Annotated in this window: 14 protein-coding genes and 1 other RNA gene; 1 reads left to right on the top strand and 14 read right to left on the bottom strand. The window is 34.8% G+C overall.

Annotated elements, in window-relative coordinates; genetic code table 11:
• Positions 1 to 210: 210 nt before the first annotated feature.
• The 11 genes from DWZ69_RS08535 to DWZ69_RS08485 all read right to left on the bottom strand — a co-directional run bounded on the left by DWZ69_RS08535 (position 211) and on the right by DWZ69_RS08485 (position 15,065).
• Positions 211 to 1,950, bottom strand: coding sequence for an ammonium transporter (locus DWZ69_RS08535; protein WP_199640868.1), 1,740 nt, complete (start codon positions 1,948 to 1,950; stop codon positions 211 to 213).
• 395 nt (positions 1,951 to 2,345) lie between these two features.
• Positions 2,346 to 3,284 (bottom strand): transketolase family protein, encoded by a 939-nt coding sequence (locus tag DWZ69_RS08530; RefSeq protein ID WP_117999777.1) that lies wholly within the window; start codon positions 3,282 to 3,284, stop codon positions 2,346 to 2,348.
• Positions 3,272 to 4,111: a transketolase gene (locus DWZ69_RS08525; RefSeq protein ID WP_117999776.1), complete on the bottom strand. Its 840-nt coding sequence runs from the start codon at positions 4,109 to 4,111 to the stop codon at positions 3,272 to 3,274. Before DWZ69_RS08525 ends, DWZ69_RS08530 begins: the two co-directional genes overlap by 13 nt.
• Positions 4,112 to 4,158: 47 nt before the next feature.
• Positions 4,159 to 7,569 carry a hypothetical protein gene (locus DWZ69_RS08520; protein ID WP_118436737.1) on the bottom strand — a complete coding sequence of 1,137 codons (3,411 nt, stop codon included), beginning with the start codon at positions 7,567 to 7,569 and terminating at the stop codon, positions 4,159 to 4,161.
• Positions 7,570 to 7,594: 25 nt separating this feature from the next.
• Positions 7,595 to 8,191 (bottom strand): recombination mediator RecR, encoded by a 597-nt coding sequence (gene recR / locus DWZ69_RS08515; protein ID WP_022164848.1) that lies wholly within the window; start codon positions 8,189 to 8,191, stop codon positions 7,595 to 7,597.
• A complete protein-coding gene (locus tag DWZ69_RS08510) occupies positions 8,191 to 8,529 on the bottom strand; it encodes a YbaB/EbfC family nucleoid-associated protein (protein WP_117999774.1) in 339 nt (112 codons plus the stop codon). The genes recR and DWZ69_RS08510 overlap by 1 nt, the downstream gene beginning before the upstream one ends.
• The gene (gene dnaX / locus DWZ69_RS08505) at positions 8,530 to 10,095 is read right to left on the bottom strand and encodes a DNA polymerase III subunit gamma/tau (protein ID WP_118436736.1); all 1,566 of its coding nucleotides are present in this window, start codon (positions 10,093 to 10,095) and stop codon (positions 8,530 to 8,532) included.
• Positions 10,096 to 10,228: 133 nt separating this feature from the next.
• On the bottom strand, positions 10,229 to 12,178 hold the full coding sequence (locus DWZ69_RS08500) for a DUF6273 domain-containing protein (protein ID WP_118436734.1): 1,950 nt from the start codon (positions 12,176 to 12,178) through the stop codon (positions 10,229 to 10,231).
• A gap of 208 nt (positions 12,179 to 12,386) precedes the next feature.
• Positions 12,387 to 12,647: signal recognition particle sRNA large type (ffs, locus tag DWZ69_RS08495), an RNA gene on the bottom strand.
• Between the two features lie 60 nt (positions 12,648 to 12,707).
• Positions 12,708 to 13,169: a tRNA adenosine(34) deaminase TadA gene (gene tadA, locus DWZ69_RS08490; protein ID WP_117999771.1), complete on the bottom strand. Its 462-nt coding sequence runs from the start codon at positions 13,167 to 13,169 to the stop codon at positions 12,708 to 12,710.
• A gap of 108 nt (positions 13,170 to 13,277) precedes the next feature.
• On the bottom strand, positions 13,278 to 15,065 hold the full coding sequence (locus tag DWZ69_RS08485; RefSeq protein ID WP_158573373.1) for a glycosyl hydrolase family 18 protein: 1,788 nt from the start codon (positions 15,063 to 15,065) through the stop codon (positions 13,278 to 13,280).
• 484 nt (positions 15,066 to 15,549) lie between these two features.
• On the opposite strand from DWZ69_RS08485, the gene DWZ69_RS08480 reads away from it, so the two are divergent.
• Positions 15,550 to 16,263, top strand: a complete 714-nt coding sequence (locus DWZ69_RS08480) for an adaptor protein MecA (RefSeq protein WP_022164689.1) — start codon at positions 15,550 to 15,552, stop codon at positions 16,261 to 16,263.
• 178 nt (positions 16,264 to 16,441) lie between these two features.
• Here DWZ69_RS08480 and DWZ69_RS08475 read toward each other — a convergent pair whose 3' ends face one another.
• From DWZ69_RS08475 to DWZ69_RS08465, 3 genes are all read right to left on the bottom strand, one after another.
• The gene (locus DWZ69_RS08475) at positions 16,442 to 17,224 is read right to left on the bottom strand and encodes an RNA methyltransferase (RefSeq protein WP_117999768.1); all 783 of its coding nucleotides are present in this window, start codon (positions 17,222 to 17,224) and stop codon (positions 16,442 to 16,444) included.
• A 38-nt stretch (positions 17,225 to 17,262) separates the two neighbouring features.
• Complete coding sequence (locus tag DWZ69_RS08470) at positions 17,263 to 20,748, bottom strand: DNA polymerase III subunit alpha (RefSeq protein WP_118436730.1); 3,486 nt, start codon at positions 20,746 to 20,748, stop codon at positions 17,263 to 17,265.
• Positions 20,749 to 20,924: 176 nt separating this feature from the next.
• Complete coding sequence (locus DWZ69_RS08465; protein ID WP_118436728.1) at positions 20,925 to 22,220, bottom strand: putative ABC transporter permease; 1,296 nt, start codon at positions 22,218 to 22,220, stop codon at positions 20,925 to 20,927.
• Positions 22,221 to 22,602: the final 382 nt, after the last annotated feature.

The raw sequence follows: 22,602 nt of genomic DNA, 5'->3' as shown, positions 1-22,602 counted from the left end.
TCCGTCCGCAACTATTTTCTTTTCGCACTAGTGTGCATCCCTAGTGGAACGTTTTTTGGACAATGAGAAATTCTTTCCAAATTTCTCATTGTTCAAAAAAAAATGAGCCGGTACTTAAGTACCGGCCCTTTAATGAGATTAAGTAAAATATATATTTAAGAACAGAGTTCTAAAATATCTTTTTAATAAATAATTGTTAATTACTGTTAATTATTTTTCATCATATTTCAATGCATCGTATCCTGTATCACCTGTACGAACTCTCATTACATCTTCGACACTTGTAACGAAAATCTTACCATCGCCATAGTGTTCTGTATTAAGAGCTTTTCTTGCTGCTGCAACTACAAGTCCTGGATCAACCGTTGATACAACTATATCAACCTGAACTTTCTTATAAAGGTTCATTGTTGTTGACACACCTCTATATCTACCTGTCTTACCTTTTTCAGCTCCACAACCCATTACCTGAGATACTGTCATACCCATTACTCCAATGGCATTCATTGTATCTCTAAGAACTCCAAATCGTTCTTCAGGACATATAATAGAAATCTTAGTATATCTGCCTTCTGACTTATCACCTAATGTAAGTGGTGTAGGTTTAACATCTGATAAATCAACTGCCCCTTCACTTTCACCTGCATATGATGGTGCTGCTGGAAGGAAGTCTGCGTATGCTGATGCAAGACCATGTTCTGAAATATCCATACCAATAATTTCTTCTTCTGCTGTTGTTCTAAGTCCAATTGTATGTTTAATTAACTGGAATACGATTGTCATCATAATCGCTGCATATACATCAATTGCCACAATACCTAAAATCTGAATTCCTAATAATTTTGCTCCACCACCGTAGAATAAACCTGCGTATGCTGAACCATCTGCAAATGCCTGTACTGTATCACCTTTTCCTGTTGCAAATAAACCAACTGCGATTGTTCCCCAAACACCATTTGCCCAGTGAACACCAACTGCACCAACAGGATCATCAATGTGGAATTTCTTGTCTAAAACTTCTACAACTACATCTACTAAAATACCTGCTACAGCACCGATGATTAATGCGCCAATTGTATCTACTGAAGCACAACCTGCTGTAATTGCTACTAAACCTGCCAGTGAAGCATTTAAGCACATGCCTACATCAGGCTTACCATCTTTAATCCATGTGAAAATCATACATACTACTGTTGCTGTTGCAGGAGCAATTGTTGTATTCATAAAGATTGAAGCTAAACTGTCAACATTTGTTGCTGCTGCACCGTTGAATCCGTACCAGCCAAACCAAAGAATGAAACATCCTAAAGCACCAAGTGTAATTGAATGACCGGCAATAGCATTTGATCTGATTTTTCCATTTGATCTCTTTGTATATTTACCAATACGAGGACCTACAATAATTGCACCAACTAAAGCTGCCATACCACCAACTGAGTGAATTACTGCTGAACCGGCAAAATCTACGAAATTTAACTGCTGTAACCAACCATGTCCACCAAGGTTCCAAACCCAACCTGCTTCAATAGGATATACTATTAAACTGATTGCTCCTGAATAAATACAGTAAGCACTGAACTTTGTTCTTTCAGCCATAGCTCCTGAAACAATTGTTGCTGCTGTTGCACAGAACACTAACTGGAATACAAACTGTGACCAGTTGAAGTTACTGTAGTTTGTGAAAATATCAAGATTTGGAATACCAATAACACCCATTACATAATCCTCTGACATCATAAGTCCAAATCCTAATACAATGTACATAATAGTACCAATACAAAAGTCCATAAGGTTCTTCATAATGATGTTACCAGCGTTCTTTGCTCTGGTAAATCCTGTTTCAACCATTGCAAATCCTGCCTGCATAAAGAATACTAAACCAGCACCAATTAAGAACCAGATTGCAAAACTACTGTCTGTAGCTGCCTGAATAATTTCTTTTGCGTCCATAATTTTTTCCTCCATTCTTTCAGTCATATTTTTTCTCTTAAACATTTGAATTGACTTTTTTCAAATGTTCATCACAAGATTTCTCTTGTGGGGAAACATTTTAAAGGGGTATGTTTTCCTTCTTACGAAATTCTTTTATTCTCCTAAAAACAAAAGAAAAAGGGAGCTAGACCTTTACGTCTGCTCCCTTGCATTTCGTTTAACAATGGCTATTATAACATCTGTTTTTTGTTTTGCAACAGTAAACCTGTCTTAACTAAAATTATTAAGACATTGTTTTAAATATTTAACCATTTGTTTCATTTTATTAATTTAGTTCTTTCTAACTTTAAGTTTGGGAATTATATTTCCTATTTCGTCATAAGAATCTTTTTATAACTATGCTCTATTTGAAATTATGCTAAAGTTTCCTTTACCTGCTGGTAAATTCCTTCTCCGTCTAGCTTAAATTCTTTAAGTAATTCTACTGCAGGACCTGAATGTCCGAAAACATCCTGTACACCTAATTTTGTTACTTTTGTAGGCAATTTACTGCTTAATGCATCACATACAGCGCTTCCAAGTCCACCAATTACAGAATGTTCTTCAACCGTAACTACTTTTCCTGTTTTCTTAGCTGATTCAACAATAATATCTTCATCTAAAGGTTTGATTGTATGAATGTTGATTACTTCTGCATTGATTCCATCTGCTGCAAGTTTTTCTGCTGCCTCTAATGCATAGCCAACCATAAGACCTGTGGCAACAATAGTTACATCGCTACCTTCTCTCATTTTTACACCTTTTCCAATTTCAAACTTGTAGTCTTCCTTGTTAATAACAGGTGCTGCTAATCTTCCAAGTCTTAAATATACAGGACCATCCATTTCGTAAGCCGCTTTTACAGCCGCCTTTGTTTCAATATCATCACATGGACAAATTACTGTCATGCCTGGAATTGTTCTCATAAGTGCAATATCTTCGTTGCACTGATGTGTAGCTCCATCTTCTCCTACAGAAATACCTGCATGTGTAGCTCCAATTTTCACATTTAAGTGTGTATAACCAATTGAGTTTCTTACCTGCTCATATGCTCTTCCTGCTGCAAACATTGCAAATGTACTTGCAAATGGTACTTTTCCGCAAGTTGATAAACCTGCTGCAATACCCATCATATTTGCTTCTGCAATACCACAGTCAATGTGTCTTTCAGGATAAGCTTTTTTGAAAATACCTGTTTTTGTAGCTTCCGCTAAGTCAGCATCAAGAACTACAATATCATCATGCTCTTTGGCAAGCTCTACTAAAGCATTACCATAGCTTTCTCTTGTTGCGATTTTCTTTACTTCTGACATAATGCTTCACCTACTTTCTCTAAATCTTCCATTGCCACTTTGTACTGCTCATCATTAGGAGCTGCACCATGCCAATTTACTTTATTTTCCATAAAAGATACACCTTTTCCTTTTACAGTATTCATAACGATTGCTGTTGGCATACCCTTTGTTTCTTTTGCTTCATTTAAAGCACTTCTGATTTGGTCAAAGTCATGTCCGTTAATTGTAACTACATGAAAATTGAATGCCTTAAATTTTTCATCAATGGGATAAGGTGAGCATACATCCTCAACTGTTCCATCAATCTGCAAATTATTGTTATCCACAATAAATACCATGTTATCTAATTTTCTGTGACCTGCAAACATTGCTGCTTCCCAAACCTGTCCTTCTTCGATTTCTCCATCACCTAGCATTGCATAAACACGATAGTCACTGTTATCCATCTTTCCGGCAAGTGCCATACCTACTGCTGCTGAAATTCCCTGTCCAAGAGAACCTGCTGACATATCAACTCCAGGTGTGTGCTTCATATCAGGATGTCCCTGCAAATATGAGTCAATCTTTCTTAAAGTTGTTAAATCTTCCTTTGGAATAAATCCTTTTTCTGCTAATACACCATATAATCCCGGTGCTGCATGTCCTTTTGATAAAACAAATCTGTCTCTATCCGGTTTGTTTGGATTTTTGGGATCAAGACCATTCATTTCTTCAAAATAAAGAAATGTAAGCATGTCTGCTGCTGATAATGATCCACCCGGATGTCCTGACTTTGCACTGTGTAATGCTGTCACAACATTCTTTCTCACTTCATTTGCAATTTTTGCAAGCTGTAAATTTTCCATTGTTACTTCCTTTCTTAAATATGAAAATTTTATATGTCTGAATTATACTAAATTTCAAAATCTGATTCCTGTAATAAATTAAGTCCGTCATTTTTTGACTTTGAACCAAATATACCTTTGAACTTTCTTCCCAACTTCTTGGTATGCGCAATGGCATTGTCGATTATTTCTTCAACATTGTCCTGTGAAATTCCCTTATTTGCTCCAAAATAATCATCTATTGCCTTATAAAATGCCAAGTTGGCAAGTTCATCCATTTCGTATCCTTTGTTCAATGCATAACGCTTTCCATATTCTACCCATTCCTCAATGTTGTATTCCTTGATTCTAACAATGTGATTAAATATAGTTTCAAGTTTTGGATTCTCCTTAAGTAACTCTTCCATGCCATCTTCATTTCCTTCAAGAATAACAAGCATGTCATCTGTAAACATTCCACATCCATCTAACAGGCTAATAACAGTCATTTTTCCAAGTTGGTGTGCATTTTCGATAATTAAGTCACTGCCTACTAACTTGCCTAATACATATTTAAAGCCTTTTCTATTAAGCACTCGTGCATCAACTTTTGCAAGTTTTCTGTTTCTTCTACCACGTTTTCTGTTTACAAGTTTAATTAATTCAATGGCTAATGTTGTCTTTCCTGTTTTTTCATTCCCCATTATAATTACATTTCCATGGTCTGACTTACCATTTGGAGAATAATTAACAATCAATTCCTGTAAAACTTCTCTTATGTTAATCTCAAATCCTTCAACATTCAAGTAGTTTTTAAATTCTGTAAGTTCAGCTTCTGATAAAACATTCTCGCGAACAATATTATTATCCATTGTCTGATTTTCTTTCTTTTCTGTCTTTTTATTTTCTGTTGCTTCTTTTGGTTCTGCCTCTGCTGTAGCAGCTACTTTTTCTTCCGTTTTTGCTTCAGTAGCTGTAGCTGGTTCTTCCACATTTGCTTCCGTTTCAGTAGCTTCATCTTCTACTTTCGCTTCTGTTTCTGCAGCTTCATCCGCCTCTTTTTCTACTTCAACGGTCTCTTCTATCTTTGCTTCTATATTGTCAGCTTTTTCTTCTGTTCTCGTTTCAGTGTTAATGCTCTTGTTATCTGCTTTTTCTTCTGCCTCAGCAGTAGTTGCTTTCTCTTCCGATTCAACAGACTCTGCATTTGCTTCTGCCCCAACTGATGTTTTCTTTTCAACCACCTGTGTTTTAGGAGTATCTATAATCCTATCTTCGCCTACCGGTGTATCAGACTTTTGTTTGCCTTGAGCCTGCTTTTGCTCTTTAGACTCAACTTCAAATTCACCTTCCGGAACAATACCAGCACCTGCTAATATTTCAACTTTAGATGTTGGGTTTTCTTTAACTCTTACATCTGAGTCTTCCTGATTATTTGATACAACTTCCTCTGCTTCTTTTATTGCTTTTTGCAATTCATCGCGGGTTGGTAGTTTATCAGTCTTATATCCCATATCAGAGTTAGCAGCAATATTTTTGTATATCTTCTTCTGTCCTAAGTCATTGCTTTCATCTCTTGTTGGCGTTTTGTAGCCTAAATCAAGTGCCGGAACTTCACCTGTTTCCTCATGTAGTCCTTCTTCAATTTGTTCCTCTACCTGTGGTTTTACAACTCTGCTTACATTTGGTTGTTCTTCTTCTCTTGAAGGAATCTGAATTTTTCCAAATATACGTGTGCTCCCCAAATCATCAGGAACGATATTCTCAGTTGACTGAGCGTTTTTGTTTTCTTCTAAATCTTCTTCTAAAACAATATCGCTTTCATCAATTTCTATGTTATCATGAACACTTTCTTCTACCTTAATTGCATCATCAATTTCAGTGCCATCAACTTTTTCTTCTGTTTCATTTAATTCTTCTTTAGAAACCAGTTCATCATCAGACTCTTCAATAACACTTTCATCAATTGGAAGTATGCTGTCTTCTTGCTTTGCTTTAGAATTGCTATCACTAACTTCTGCTGCCTCATTAATAATGTCAACTGCTTCTTTTACAGTTTCAGGTTTAAGAATTCCTCTTTCCTGAAGCTGTCTTAAAATATCACTTACATCATTAATGCCTGTTAATTTTTCAGTTCTTGATTCTTCCGGTTCAACCTGTTCTGAGACTTTCTCATCTGCCTGTGACCTAGGCTGTTCTTCATCGTTTAGCAACTGACCAACTGTAATGTCACCGTCATGTAAATCCGGTTCAAATTCGCCATTTTCAATTGTTCCCTTAACTGTTTCAGTATTGTCACTATTTGTAACTTCAACCTGATCATCATTAGTTTTTGTTTCCTGCTGAGCTTCGTCAACAATTTCAGGTACCTTGTCATTCTGTGATGTTACTGAATCGACTGTTTCAGGTTCATTAGAAAGAATAATTTCTTCCATATCATCATCTTCACTTGAATTCAAATTAATAAATTCTTCTATATTCTTCTCTTCATTTTCAGCCTGCTTTGGTTCAACTTCTTCTGGAACACTCTCCTCTTCTTTTTCCGGTTTGTTCACAGAAGCTGTGTCTTTCTGTATCATGTCAGGATTAATTTCAAAAGGTCTAAAAGTTCTTTTCTGTTTCTTATGTGATTTTTCTTCTGCTTTAGAAATAATTTTCTTTTCTTCAACATTTCCGTCTTCATCTAAGAACTGGATTTCATCCACAGTCTCTGAAGTTTTTTCAGGTTCAGGCTTCACTTCTTCTTTTGTCTGACCATTTTCATTACTTACTATTTCAGCAATAGTTGGTTCTTCAGTCATTTTGGGAGCCTCAACAATTTTAGCCTTCACTCCATCTTCTGAAATATCAGTAATTTCTATAATTTCATCCGCACTGTTTTCCGCCAGTGTTTTAGCCTTTTTTTCTTTTTTTATCTTTGCAGCCTTTGGATTATTGATTTTTTCTTTTAAGTCAGAGGCTTTCTTTACATATTTTCCTTCGGAGAACCATAAATTAATCTCATCGCATATATCAAGGCATTTGTCCTTTTTGCCGGCTTTGTAATAAAGTTTTGCCAACTCGTAAGCCCATTTTTCTTCCATGTCAAGATTTACATATTCTTCCAAAATATTAATTAACTCTTCAATAGGTTTTCCCTGAGCCTTTGCCATTCTATATCTTAGAATATATCTTGCAGTATCTCTTGGTGCCATTTCAATAAAGTCTTCATAATAGCTTCTTGCTGCAGCAAAGTCTTTTGTTTTAACAGAAATTAAACATAGCTTGTATGCAATAAGTCTACCTGCATTTGTATTTTCATAAGCAATTGTTAAAGCTTCTTTTGCCTCTTCAAAATTATGAGTCACCTCATAGGCATCTGCAACTAAACTTAAAATATTATTGTCTTTTATTCTCTTTAAATCTAAAGAATCTGCAATGTCAACTGCTCTGTCAAAATCCCTGCGTTTCATTGCATCCCTTAGTTCATCCATTTTTTGTATCTGTTCATTTCTATCCATTTGAATACCTCTTTATTTTGACTTGTTAAACTGTTACACGTCCTTCTAATGCCCTTAGCAATGTAACATTGTCAATGCACTCTAAATCTCCTCCAACGGGAACGCCACTGGCTATTCTTGTAACTTTAATTCCCAAAGGTTTAACCACCTTGCTAATATACATTGCCGTAGCCTCACCCTCTACGCTGGAATTTGTAGCTATAATTACTTCATCAACATCATCTTTTAGTCGTTGAAATAATTCTTTTAATTTAATATCATTTTGCCCAATGCCGGCCATTGGATTAATCGCTCCATGTAAAACATGGTATACACCTTTGTATTCTCCTATTTTTTCATAGGCTGCCATATCCTTTGTTGTTTCAACCACCATAATTGTCTTGTGGTCTCTTTGATTACTGCTACAGATTGGACATACTTCCTGATCTGTAAGGGTACAACAGATTTTACAATATTTTACATTATTCTTTGCCTCTACAATTGCAGACGCTAAATCATGTACCTGTTCGCTAGGCATGTCTAATATGTGGAATGCAAGCCTTCCTGCTGTTTTGGGACCAACTCCCGGCAATGCTGAAAGCTCTTCTATTAACTTTGTAATGTAACCACTGTAGTAATCCATTAGAATAGACCACCCATTCCACCGGTAATTTTAGACATTTTCTGTGCTGATACTTCCTCGATTTTTCTAATAGCTTCATTAACTGCTGCCATTGTTAAATCTTCTAGCATTTCAATATCATCCGGATCAACTACTTCCGGATCAAATTTAATACTTGTAATTTCCTTCTTACCTGATATTGTAACTTCAACGGCACCGCCACCTGATGTTGCAGTGTAGCTTGACTCTTCAAGCTGAGCCTGTGCTTCTTCCATCTGCTTTTGCATCTTCTGTGCCTGCTTCATTATATTATTCATGTTTCCAGGCATGCCTCCCGGAAATCCTCCTCTTCTTGCCATTTAGAAATCCTCCTCTTCAACTTCCATTTTTATTTTTGAGACTACTTCCATAAAATAATCACTAAAACTCTGATTATTTTCTAATATAGTCATTTCAATTCTTACCTGTTTTTGTATTTCTTCACTAATCACATTAGTAAGCATCTCTATTACCTCAGGTTTATTACAACCTTCATAACCAATTGAACCTGCGTTAAATACAATTAGCAAGGTGTCTTCACCTTTGACGCTAAATCTTGCATCATTTAAATAAATCTTATATGGATTAGAAATGTGTCTCTTGATTCTTCCCCAGTTATCCACAACTGCCTGTATGTCAGCCGGAACCGGTTTATCAAATACCTTCTTTTCCTTTGGCTTCTCCTGTGCCTGAGCAGTAGGTCCGGAGACCACCTGCTTTGAAACAAAATCACCATTTTCTATTTTCTTCTCCATTAAAGCAATTCTGTTATTTAATGAACTTATGTCTCTTTCCATGGCAGGTTTAGTTAATTTAATAAATGCAATTTCTATTAACACACGTTTCTGTGATGAATATTTGATTTGTCCTGCCAATTCAGAAAAAATTCTAATATATCTCATAATTACATCTGTATCCACCATATCCGCTTCTTCTTTAAGAGACTGTATTCTCTCCTGGGAAGCATCTATAATTTCACTTGCTTCATCAGATGTTTTAATAAGCATCAAATTTCGTAAATACCAAATAAAATCATTAACAAACTGTCCTAGTTCACGTCCCTGCATAATTATTTCATCTAATAAATTAATACATGAAACAACATCACCGTTAATGATTTGTCTTGTAAGTCTGCTGAAAATCTCGTTATCAACAGCCCCTAAAACATCTAGAACATTCTCGTATGTTAACTTCTGTCCTAAATAAAAGGCTATGCACTGGTCCAAAAGACTAAGTGCATCACGCATGGAACCATCTGCAGCTTTTGCCACATATTGAAGTGCCTTTTCTTCAACCTCAATATTTTCTTTTTCCATAAGTTCCGCAAGTCTGTTTACAATAGTATCGATGGAAATTCTTTTAAAATCATATCTTTGACATCTTGATAAAATTGTAATTGGGATCTTATGTGGTTCCGTTGTTGCCAATATAAACAATACATATGATGGTGGTTCTTCCAATGTTTTAAGCAAAGCATTAAAAGCTCCAATTGACAGCATGTGAACTTCGTCAATAATATATACAGTATATTTTCCACTTGACGGAGTATACTGTATTTCATCTCTGATTTGTCTTATGTTATCTACACCATTATTTGAGGCAGCATCAATTTCTATTACATTCATGGAACTGCCTGAATTAATCCCCTTACATACATCACATTCATTGCAGGGACTACCATCAACAGGATGTTCGCAGTTTACGGCTTTTGCAAAAATCTTTGCCACACTGGTTTTACCTGTTCCTCTTGTTCCACAAAATAAGTAAGCATGTCCTATTCTGTTTGCATTTATCTGATTTTTTAAAGTTTGCACAATATGATCCTGACCCTTTACTTCATCAAAAGATGTTGGTCTGAATTTTCTATACAATGCTGTGTAAGACATGTTTTCTCCTTTGCTGTAATATTTTTGGGCATAGTACACCCATTTGCACCTTTGGATACCATTATAAACTAAAAAAGTTTTCCATACAAGATGTTGGAAAACTTTTCTTTCTATAAAATATTTTAATTATAAATTAATACATTACATCAAGCCATGCAATATATCCCAGCTGTGTATGGGCAAATCCAAATTTGTTATTCACCTTGCCGTCCACTACCATTTTTAACATAACTTTTTTTGCGTCATTGTTTGACTTACATGCAGCAATACAATTTTTAAGTCCGGACTTTAACTGTCCACCTAAGACATAACCTAATCCATACTTACAGAAAAATTCTGGTGTTTTATTTGGCTTTTTCTTATAGTATCCAGATTTTTTATTGCCTGCATATTTTAAGAAAGCTTTTACTAATGAGTTTTTCCCCTGTACTCCGAATCCATTATATTTCGCTTTGCTCAGTTTCTTAAACTTCTTCTCCATTGATTTCTTTTTTGATTCTGTCAAAGTTATATCTACACCATATCTTTTGTATCCCCATTTCTTTGGTGCAACTTCTGTTACAAAATCTCCCGGATTTAAATAATTAAAAATATTCTCATATCCTTTTTTCTTTGCCAAGACAGATACTCTTGGTGTTGCAAATGTATATGCATACACGTTATTTTTTCCTACTACGCTATTCATATGTTTTGCAAATAAATTAGCTATCGCTGCTCCTCTGCTATGACCTGTAATCCAAACCTTCGTTTTAGAATTTTTATTCAGCCCTACTTTGTTGCTTGATAAATAACTTTTTATTTCTTTATACATCTTTTCTTCGGCAATGGAAAAACCTGTATGAGTATTTCCTTTTCCAAGATTCCAATTGCTAACCCACTCATAATCACCACCGGTACCTTTTACCCAAACAGCCACAATATTTGTGCCATCTACATTTCTAATACCAACTTCATATGATATGGTATCATTGTTATTTTTCTTTGGAGTCTTTTTTACATATTTGTATTTATTAAACTTGCAGGCTTTTATCAGCTTATTGGAATATTTTTTGTTATAAACTGAAGATGCCGCAAGCATTGACAATTTTGCAAGGCCTCCCTGAATTTTTGAGCTTGATTTTGTAAAATATCCATCTGAATACTTTTCCGTATCCTTTAATACTTTCTTTGTCTGACCATCTTTGTATGTTCCGGTTACATTTAATGTAATACTGTTACTTTTATTTGTAACATTCTTTACTTTATCTCTGTCAAATGGCTGGTCAGATAAAAGTACTGAATTTGCTTTTACTTTAATAACCGGTCTTACACCATATGAATATGTAAAATACTGGGTTTTTATTTTTCCAGTAACTGAAACAAAACTTTGAACCATGTTTCCATAATGCCAGCCACCAGGACCTCGAAGCCACCATCTTACTGCCGGTTCATCATATCCTGCATATTTTGTTGTATATGCTATTCTTGTATCTGTGTCACTGTCTGTATCATCAAAACCATAATCTAAACTTTGAACTTCATCACTATCAAGTAAAGATACTTTGTCCTGTGTTTCAATATACTGCGCCGGTTTTTTATCTATATAAGCATCGTTATATGGATGGTATTTTGTAACATTTACAATTGCTTTCATATCTTTTTGTTCGTTTTTTGTAAATGCTGTATTATAAAAGTCATCGTTTAATTTGTCTCTTAATTGTGATTCTGACCAAAATCCCTGGTAATCACTCATAAACAAAACTTTCTTTGAAAGAAGTGTGTAATATCCACCACTTTCACCTAAAACAAGCCATTCTATTGAATCATTTGCCTTGGCATAGTGAAATCTACCATAAGCTTTTGCTCTGGCATATTTTACACCTTTGTAGGTAACTGTGCCGTCTTTGTTAAAATCCGTATCATCTAATGTATAAATGATATCTTCATTTGTAATGAAATTCTGATAATAAGCACCAAAATATACAGATGTTCCAACAGCATATCCTGATGCTGCCTTTACAGAAACATTCCATAAATCAACTCCCGAAAACATTGACATAACCATAGTCAAAATCATTACCATGCTTAAAAATTTTTTCTTCATTTTGTCCTCCTTTTTTTCTTTTGTGTACTATTTATATTGTATTATATTCTGTAATATTTTTAAACTATTTTATATAAATGTATATTTTATATAAATCACATTGTCTCAAATTATCACTTTATTAAAGTTAAAACTTCTAAATTCAATTTCGGATAAAAAAGAAGCTGAAACTTCTAAATTAAAAGTTTCAGCTTCTCTTATTATTAATCCGCGCGATTTGCTTTGTGAATATCCCATAAGCGTTACCTTTACAGTTAGCTCGGCCTAGGCTTCCTCATGTCACACAAAACGATCTGCTTAGTGCTGCTTCATTCCTGACCTGACACGGTTCACAGGATTCTGTTGCATAAGACCCAAACGTCAACACCACTTATAAAGGGCAGCCCTACAAAATATCCCCTAGGCAAATCATCACCCCTGCTGTAGCGGATTGCAGGTACAGGGCGCCGCTATCTCCCCGGCTGCGCGGAAGTGTTATATCGTATTTTTTTACAATCGAATTTAAGCATACCCTACAGGCATTTTTTTGTCAACCGCGATTCCTTAATTTTTTAAAAAAATCTTTCAACAATGTACTACATTCTTCTTTCATTATTCCTGACTCAATTTCAACCTGGTGGTTAAACTTATCTACCTGAAGAAGATTCATAATGGAACCTGCACAACCTGCCTTTGGATTCATGCAACCAATATAGACTTTTTTAATTCTAGCCTGAACTATTGCACCTGCACACATTTGGCATGGTTCAGTTGTTACATACATTTCGCAATCATCCAGTCGCCAATCATCCAGTTTCTTACTTGCCTTCTTTATGGCATTTAGTTCGGCATGACTTAATGTATTCTTATCTGTCATTCTTCTGTTGTAGCCACGTCCTATAACCTTACCATCATAAACAATAACACAGCCTATAGGCACTTCTCCAATTGCCAGGGCTTTTTTTGCCTGATTAATTGCCTGTTTCATATATTTTTCTTCCATTTGTAACATTCCTTACAGTTGTAATATTCCTTGCAGTTGTAGCATCCCCTACAGTTGTAACACTCCTTAAAGCTTATCCCAACATTCTCATGTGTAGTTTGATTACTTACGTTTAGGTTATTCAAAATACTGATCTATTATGTTCCATATATCAGCTTTCTCCTGACCCAATGACCAATAAGCTGCTCCTGCTAAATTATATTTTTTCATCAATTCAAGTCTTGATTTAACTGATGTTTCATCTTCAAGCCAAATTGAAACTGTCGTATGTCCCTTTTGATATGTTACAAAATTCTGACCTGTTGTTTTATCAAAAGACGGCTTAACGCCTGCTCTATTATATGCTTTTTCTGCCGCTTCCATTCCAAGAGCTTCACTTGCCAAATAGTAATTACCATTTGCCGCATCTTCTACAAAAACGCCTGTTCCGTCGCTGTACTCTTCAGGAGTTTCCTTCCAAGCTCTTGTGTAAAATGGTATTGCCCCGACAATTCTTGAAGAATCCTTTGCCTGATTAATAGTCTCTTTAATTGAATTCTCAGCGTATGACATAGATGACACTGAACCTGCTTCTTTGCTGCCTGAAGTATGTTCATCATAATTCATTATAATAAGATAGTCAGCTAATTTCAGTTGCTGTTCCCTGTCAAAATAACCACTCCACTCTGATGGTGCATAATTATCAATTGACAATACAATCTTATTTTTTCTACATTCTACTGAAAGTTCTCTTAAAAACTGCAAATAATCATCGATTATATCTTTTGATATATATTCAAAATCAATGTTGACTCCATCAAGTTCGTAACTGTCTACATAATACATAATGTTAGTTACAAGTCTTTGTCTAAGTTTTGTAGATGTAAGCACCTTTTTTGTTAAATTTCTATCTGTAAAATCATTAAACAATGCCCACACCTGTATATTTTTCTTATGAGCTTTTTCCACATAATCCAAATCTGCCAATGTTGATAAATTACCGTTTCTATCTACAAGAGAAAACCATGTAGGTGAAACTACATTTATGTCTTTTGTTTTAGAAAGAAGTGATTCTAAATTCTTATTAGCTGTCTGGTTATATATCTGATTCCAGGCTAAACTTACTTTTCCATCCATAGCGATATGTGTATATTCACTGTCATCATTTTTGTAAGATACCTTTTTCTTACTTTCATCAGTTAATTCCTTAACCAATACATAACCAATATAGCCGTCATCTGTTCTTACTTTATCCCAGTTTTTTCCTGAACCAAGAAGTGTAACAGTTGTGCCTTTTGAAAGTGTCTTAACAATAAGGTTCTGATAATCACCTTTTGTTCTCATTTCAGTTTCGCTATCTGTCTTAAAAGTAGTCTTCTCACCGCTTGTATATTTCAAACTGATAATTGCCGGTGCCTTGCCTGACTTCTTTGTTATCTTTGAGTCTAAGTCAACGAACTTCTGGATAAACTGTAGATTAACATAACATTTCTTCTTTTCTTTTAAAAATACTTTGTAATTCACTGTTTCATCTGTATTGCCATGAATAACTGTGGGCTGACTTTCATCTACATAATATACTTCTGTTGCATTTGTAAAAAACAGTTTCTTATCTTTCTTGTCCCAATAAAATCTTTTATCAATATTTGACTTAACAGTGTCAATGTTAACATAAGCCGATGTATCCTTGATGATTCCGTATTCATCGCTGTATTTATCTTCCAAAGCTACTGCTGCTACCTGGTCACCAACAGATGTCTTATAGGCAACGTCGTTCTTGCTGTCATCTTCATATGTAAGTCCCATGTACCATTTCAAGTCAACGCTTCCTTTATTAGTTTTTATAAATAAATCACATCCGCTTACTACAAACATAGACAAAGTTACAAGGGATGTAAGCAAAATCACTTTTATGTTTCTTTTCATTTTTTCCTCCTTCGTCATCCTACGTTTGTTATCATAACACATCAGCTAATGTATGTGAAGAAAATAGCTGTGGACAAATTGTAAAGATTCTTGAAAACTTTCTTAACATTCTCTTAAATCTATTCATGACAATCTGCTCACAGCTATAGCTTTCATAGGGAAACTCAACCTTATTAATTATTTAGTCAAGTTATGCTTTTCGTGAAAAATCCCCTAATGTATATGATATTTTGATTGTAACATATTGTTTTAATATTTCAACATATTTTTTTGTTATTTTGTTTTTTATGCTTTTTAATAATTATTTTTATAAATTTGTCATATTTTATACACTTTTAGAATATATATTGTATACTGTTATTTGTTATAATTTTTTATATACAAAGTAACTGTTATATATTACTAATTGAAAAACTTTACACTTCTAATTTTATTGGATATACTATTAGAAGGAATATAAGTAATCAAATGTGAGGTGATTTTTATGAAGATTGAAAAAATAAATGAAAATCAGATTCGCTGTACTTTAACAAAAGAAGATCTTGCTGACCGCGATATAAAAATTAGCGAATTAGCATATGGTTCGGGCAAGACCAGAGAGCTTTTTCAGGATATGATGAAACAAGCCAATGACGATTTTGGTTTCGACGTAGGTGATATTCCACTGATGGTTGAAGCAATTCCTGTTTCACCGGAAAGCATTATTTTGGTAATTACCAAAGTTGAAAATCCTGAAGAGACAGAAGAACATCTTTCAAAATTTTTCTCAAAAGAATTTAAAGATAGTTTTCTTTCTCACCTTGATGACTTAGAAATCGATTTAAACGAAATTGAACAGATTGACGACTCAAGTGATGGCGAGACACAAAAACCATATTCAGAAGAAAACGGCGATGATGATTCATTACTATATAGTATTTATTCTTTTGACAACTTAAGAGATGTAATTTCTGTGGCTAACATGATAGCTTCTGCATATAAGGGTGACAGTTCATTATACAAATCACCTTTTAACAATAAATATTATTTGTCTTTATGCATGCCGGCAACGGATGAACATATTCTTAACAAGATATGTAGCATCTTAACAGAAAATGGACACAGAGAGACTCCAACATACGCAAAAGAATTATTTTATATGGAACATTTTGAAGAAATAGTTGCAAACAAAGCAATAGAAAAATTAGGGAAAATATAACACATAAGAAAATGGAAGGTTTGTTTATGAACCTTCCATTTTCTTATCTTATCAACTATCTATTCTGTATTTTTTAATTATGTTTAATATATGCATTCCTAACAGCATACCTTTTTGTAGCAGTATATTGGCTTTCAGAAATATACTTCCAACTCTAATTACCATCTATACAAAATAATTATACATCTATACATTGATACATTAAAATTGCTGTAGCAATGGCTGCGTTTAAAGACTCAACTTTTCCTTCCATTGGAATCTTTATTAATCTATCAGCCTTCCCTGACACTTCATCGCTTAAGCCTTTAGCTTCATTGCCAATTAAAAGGGCAACGTTTTTTTCAAAAACTCCTTTATTGTACTCTTCACCTTTTAAGTGAGCTGCATAAGTTGTAATACTGTTTTCTTTTAAAGTTTCAATTGCTTCAGGCAAATCTGAAACAACAGTAAAAGGCACTCTGAAAATTGACCCCATTGTTGAACGGATTACTTTAGGATTATAAATATCAGCACACCCTGAGCTCATAATTATACCAGAGATTCCTGCGCCTTCACCTGTTCTTACAATTGTACCCAAATTTCCTGGATCCTGTAATCTGTCTAATACTACAACACAGCTACGACCTTTTTGAGTAATATTATTGTTTACATTTTCAATAATATCATCTAATGTGTAAGCATTCTTCTCTACAATTGCCATAATGCCCTGTGGAGTTACTGTATCTGATATTTTCTTAAAGACACTATCACTTACGACTTCAAAGTTTTCTCCCTTAAAGGCATATTTATTTTCTTCTGCAAAAGACTCCGACACATAAGTTGCTACAAGCTGGTCATCAGGAATTTCTGAAAACATCTTGATTCCTTCAACAACAAACTGATTCTTCTGTTTTCTAACTTTCGATTTTTCTTTCAACTGTATTATTTGTTTAATCTGCTCATTTGACGCGGATGTTATCACTTATTTCACCTACCCTTACAAATCTGTCCCATATACGATTACTGTCTAACCTTTACAAAGTCATCACCGTACTTTTCTTTTAATAACTTTATTAATCCTTCTGTAATGTTTGCAGAATATTGTGGTGGCATCATTTTTCTTTGACGCTCTTTTGCCAAAGCAACAATAACCTTATCGTTGCCATGGTTAGCAAGAATTATTTCTGTTAATTCCTGTGCTTTTTCCATGTAAGTTTCCTTATCCTTAAAAGCTATCCAAAGCTCTGAAGGCACTTCACTAAAATCACGAATCTTATTTGCCATTACTTTTCCTGCAGCATTTTCCTCAATGCTCACCTGACCTTCCACAAATACTTTTCGTCCTTCTTCAAGAAGCCTTCTACTGTTGTCAAACTGTCTTGGAAATACAATAACTTCAATTGTACCAACCAAATCTTCCAAAGTAACAAATGCCATTTGAGCACCTGTCTTTGTAAACTTTCTGGTTACATTACTAATAATTCCACCAACTATTACTTTACTTTTATCCTGAACTTTTGACTCTTCGCCCTCTTCCGGTTCTGCAAAGTCCAAAGTCATGTTCGTTATAACTCTTCTCCACTTTTCTTCCTGGTCCTGAAGCGGATGTCCACTGGCATAAATTCCTATAACCTCTTTTTCGAATTCTAACTTCTGGGCTGTATCATATTCCCCAACATTTGGCATTTGAACCTTGTAAGTCTCTTTAGCCTCATCATCAATAAAATCAAAAAATGAAGTCTGACCTGCCATGGCATCTTTTTTCTCCTGATTTACACCATCCATAATCTGAATATAAACCATCATCATCTGTTTTCTTGTGGCTCCAAGAGAATCAAAAGCCCCAGCTTTTATAAAGTTTTCAATAGCTCGTTTATTAACACCTATTGAAGATGTTCTTGTGATGAAATCTTCTAAGTCTTTAAACTTGCCATTTCTTTCACGTTCTGCAACTATGCCATCAATAACTGCCTTACCCACATTTTTGATAGCTGTTAAACCATAACGGATACATTTATCCCCTGCTGAAAAGCCACTCTCTCCTTCATTAATATCAGGCGGTAAAATCTTAATGCCCATTGAACGACAGGAATAAACATATTCAGCTACCTTGTCTGAGTTGTCCATTACCGACGTAAGCATTGCTGCCATAAATTCTTCGGCATAGTAATACTTCAAATAAGCTGTCTGATAAGCAACTACTGCATAAGCCGCCGCATGAGATTTGTTAAAAGCGTATTTTGCAAAATCAGTCATTTCATCGTAAATTTTGTTTGCGATTTCTTCACTGATTCCATTATTTATACAACCTTTTACTCCTTCTGCCTCGTCGCCATATACAAACTTCTGGCGTTCCTTTGCCATTACATCAGCCTTTTTCTTTGACATGGCTCTTCGTAGCAAATCGCTTCGACCTAATGTATAACCTGCCAAGTCCCTAACAATCTGCATTACCTGTTCCTGATAAACAATACAGCCATAGGTTGGCTCAAGAATTGGCTCTAACTGTGGGCAATCGTATGTTACACTGTCCTTATTATTTTTTCCTTCTATATACTTTGGTATAAAATCCATTGGGCCCGGTCGGTACAATGAAATACCCGCAATTATATCTTCAAGACTTTGTGGTTTTAACTCCTTCATGAAGTTTTTCATACCGGCACTTTCAAGCTGGAATATACCTTCAGTATTTCCTGTTCCAATATAATCCAAAACTTTTTTATCTGAATAATCTATTTTGTTTAAATCTAAATCCATGCCTCTGTTTTTCTTAATATATCTTTGAGTATTCTGAATAACAGTTAAGTTTCTAAGGCCAAGGAAATCCATTTTTAAAAGCCCCAGTTCTTCCAAGGTTGTCATAATGTACTGAGTTGTTATTGAACCGTCTGCTGCTCTTGAAAGCGGTACATATTCATCTACAGGTTTTGCACAAATAACAACACCTGCCGCATGCATGGACGCATGTCTTGGCAGACCTTCAAGTCTCATTGACATGTCTATTAAATATTTAACTTCAGGGTCTGTGTCATAGAGATTCTTTAATTCTTTATTTTGCTTTAAGGCAAGTTCCAAAGTCATGTGTAAATCATTTGGAATCATTTTTGCAATCGCATCTGCCTGTGCGTATGGCATATCAAGAACACGCGCCACATCTCTGATTACACCTTTTGCCTTTAATGTACCAAAAGTAACAATCTGCGCCACATGGTCTTTTCCATATTTTCTTCCTACATAATCAATTACTTCCTGACGTCTTTCAATACAAAAGTCCACGTCAATATCGGGCATGGATACACGCTCCGGATTAAGGAAACGTTCAAACAGCAAATTGTATCTCATTGGCTCAATATCTGTTATTTCCAAGCAATAAGAAACAATACTGCCGGCTGCTGAACCTCTACCCGGGCCTACTGCTATACCATTTGATTTTGCATAATGTATAAAATCCCACACAATCAAAAAGTATTCTACATACCCCATACTTTTAATTGTATTTAATTCATAATCTAATCTTTCCTGTAACTGCTCTTTTGTTAATTTACAGTGTTCATCTACTTCTCCGCTAAAAACAGGATATCTTCTGTGAAGACCATCCTCGCATAATTCTTTTAAATAAGTCCAAGGCGTATAGCCTTCAGGCACTTCAAAGTTAGGAAGTTTTGTAACACCAAATTCAAACGTTACATTACATCTCTCAGCAATCTTGTGAGTATTTTCCAATGCCTGTGGTGCATATTTAAAAAGAGAAGCCATCTCTTCTTCTGATTTTAAATAAAACTGACCCCCTTCATAACGCATTCTATCTTCATCAGATTTTTTCTTACCTGTCTGGATACACAGCAAAATATCATGTGCTTCCACATCATCAGCGTATGTGTAATGAACATCATTTGTACAAACTAAGTCTATATCTAATTCCTTGCTTAATCTTAACAAAGCCTGATTTACTGTTTTCTGTTCAGGAATTCCATGGTCCTGTAATTCCAAAAAATAATTATCTTTTCCGAAAATATTCAAATGACGAACTGCTGCCTCTTTTGCCTTCTCGTACTCGTCTCTTGCAAGATATCTTTGAACCTCACCTGCAAGACAGGCACTAAGACAAATAATACCTTCAGAATATTTTTCAAGAACTTCATAATCTACTCTAGGCTTATAATAAAATCCGTCTACAAACCCTTTCGATACAATTCTACAAAGATTCTCGTAACCTGTATTATTTTCCGCAAGCAAAATAAGGTGATAGTATCTGTCCTCACCTGCATTTGCCTCTTTATCGAAACGGGAGCCCGGAGCCACATAAACTTCACAGCCAATAATTGGTTTAATATCATTAGCCAATGCAGCTCTGTAAAAATCAATCGCCCCATACATAACTCCATGGTCTGTTATGGCAAGGCTATCCATACCAAGCTCTTTTGCTCTTTTTGTTATTTCTTTTATTTTACTTGAACCATCCAACAGACTGTATTCTGTATGGACATGTAAATGTGTAAATGCCATCTTTTATCCTTCTCTATAATCTATATGGAACCAATACTGTTCCTTACAACGTTCTCATCTGATGAGCGTTATCTCTCAACTGTTTTCTTTTCACACCAGAATGTATACATATTGAAACATTCATTGCTCTATAGGGAAATTCTAAATCATTCCATTGCATAACAGTAATCATACTTCTATTTTTTGTTTGTTACTATGGCATTTGGATAAATTCTCATCATTTTTTCGTCGTCGTAATGTTTATCCAGCCAAACCTGCCATGACTGTTTAGCATCTATACCCTTTTCTCTCTGGTCATATCTTGTTAAAGCAAAACATGACATAAGTACATTTGCAATCATAAAAACAACCAAAATCCAAGTTGTTATTTTACCAAACTTAACAGGAATTTTTTCTATTACTTTTGAAAGTCTTGTGTAAATCAACTTAAACCACACTACCGCTGCGATTCCCCAAAAGAAACAATAAAGTAAATTAATTCTACCACCTAAATTAAAAGGTATATCGCTGTAATCCCAAAAAACTTTTCCAAAAACTATTTCTGTAAACACGCTGCACAAATACTCATAAGCCCCACCTAATCCGGTTCCTATAAGAAAAAGAAAACCGTCACTTCTGTCCTTATACTTGTAAAGCATAAGAGTAGCTGCTGCAATTGCCAGTCCCCACACAATACTAAAAGGGCCCCACACAACACTACTTCTGCTCATCCATTCTCCCATGGTAATTCGGCAAAAAATAGTTTCTATAATATCTCCTACAAAGGCACCTACAAAAAACAAAACAACCAACTTGTAAAAACCACACCCATAGGCAAATACTGTTTTATCCTTTGCTTCCTTTTCTACTTTTACAGTTTTAGGATAAGCCTTATTCTTTCTATTATTAACTCTACTTATTAACCATTTTTCAAGTTTTCTGCTTAACTTAGTAAAATTATTGTTTGCACTCTTAACCTTCTCAATTCCTCTACCATTATAGTAAAGAATCAGAAGTGAGAAAATCATATCCGCAGCTAATGCCACAACTACAACAATCAATATAATTCTTATAACCATAAAAGGTATAAGTTTATAAGCATCAATTAACAGGCTATTCGTAAAAGTAACCACTATAAATCCTAACACTCCCCAAAGCACCGAAGTTTGAAGAGAAATATAGCCACCTAAGTTAAACTTATTATTTTCATAGTTCCACCATCTTTCATGGCAGATTTTTTCAATAATCTTTCCTGCTACCCATTCAATTACAGAAGCATATATAGCTGAAAAAAGAAACAACCATACACCTGACAAATCTTTAAGTGCAACAGTAATCAGCACTCCCGTAAAACCATAAACGGTACAAAACGGTCCATTAATCAAACCTCTATTAATAATTTTTCTCTGCTTGGTAATTGCAAAAATTGTTTCCAAAATCCATCCCACAAAAGAATAAATCAGAAACAACCATAATAATTGGTATATTGACATTACTTAATCCCTCTTCAGTATTTCTATTTTTAACTTCTATTTATACATTATAGTTTCTAGCAACTTCTCTTAAGTACAAATTATAGTTCAGCTCTTTTAATAATCTAAATTAATTTCCATCATTTCTAAAACATACTAAAAAGTATATTTTAAATTCAACACATTTGTCAACACCTCCGGTGCCATTCTCCACTTTTGCCAAGCTGACGGTTAAATTAGAACAGGTTGTATTTCTATCTTCACTGCGCCGCCTATTAACAATCGCTATCGATAACTCAACCACTACGCGGTTTCAAACAATCTCTCGCGATTGTAGCTAGGCTAGCTCAGATAACGAAATACTGCCTATCGTTCTAATTTAACCGTCAGCCTGGCAACAGGA

This window comes from Eubacterium sp. AF34-35BH (genome assembly GCF_003477765.1).
Lineage (GTDB): Bacteria > Bacillota > Clostridia > Lachnospirales > Lachnospiraceae > Eubacterium_G.
Note: the sequence above shows the minus strand (reverse complement) of the source record. Positions and strands in the feature narration are given on the sequence as shown.

What these genes read in the sequence shown, in the direction of transcription:
- recR (WP_022164848.1), bottom strand. Translation starts at nt 8,191, where the DNA reads ATGGATTACTACAGTGGTTACATTACAAAGTTAATAGAAGAGCTTTCA.
- DWZ69_RS08470 (WP_118436730.1), bottom strand. Translation starts at nt 20,748, where the DNA reads ATGGCATTTACACATTTACATGTCCATACAGAATACAGTCTGTTGGAT.
- DWZ69_RS08510 (WP_117999774.1), bottom strand. Translation starts at nt 8,529, where the DNA reads ATGGCAAGAAGAGGAGGATTTCCGGGAGGCATGCCTGGAAACATGAAT.
- DWZ69_RS08465 (WP_118436728.1), bottom strand. Translation starts at nt 22,220, where the DNA reads ATGTCAATATACCAATTATTATGGTTGTTTCTGATTTATTCTTTTGTG.
- DWZ69_RS08500 (WP_118436734.1), bottom strand. Translation starts at nt 12,178, where the DNA reads ATGAAGAAAAAATTTTTAAGCATGGTAATGATTTTGACTATGGTTATG.
- dnaX (WP_118436736.1), bottom strand. Translation starts at nt 10,095, where the DNA reads ATGTCTTACACAGCATTGTATAGAAAATTCAGACCAACATCTTTTGAT.
- tadA (WP_117999771.1), bottom strand. Translation starts at nt 13,169, where the DNA reads ATGTTACAAATGGAAGAAAAATATATGAAACAGGCAATTAATCAGGCA.
- DWZ69_RS08525 (WP_117999776.1), bottom strand. Translation starts at nt 4,111, where the DNA reads ATGGAAAATTTACAGCTTGCAAAAATTGCAAATGAAGTGAGAAAGAAT.
- DWZ69_RS08530 (WP_117999777.1), bottom strand. Translation starts at nt 3,284, where the DNA reads ATGTCAGAAGTAAAGAAAATCGCAACAAGAGAAAGCTATGGTAATGCT.
- DWZ69_RS08535 (WP_199640868.1), bottom strand. Translation starts at nt 1,950, where the DNA reads ATGGACGCAAAAGAAATTATTCAGGCAGCTACAGACAGTAGTTTTGCA.
- DWZ69_RS08520 (WP_118436737.1), bottom strand. Translation starts at nt 7,569, where the DNA reads ATGGATAGAAATGAACAGATACAAAAAATGGATGAACTAAGGGATGCA.
- DWZ69_RS08480 (WP_022164689.1), top strand. Translation starts at nt 15,550, where the DNA reads ATGAAGATTGAAAAAATAAATGAAAATCAGATTCGCTGTACTTTAACA.
- DWZ69_RS08485 (WP_158573373.1), bottom strand. Translation starts at nt 15,065, where the DNA reads ATGAAAAGAAACATAAAAGTGATTTTGCTTACATCCCTTGTAACTTTG.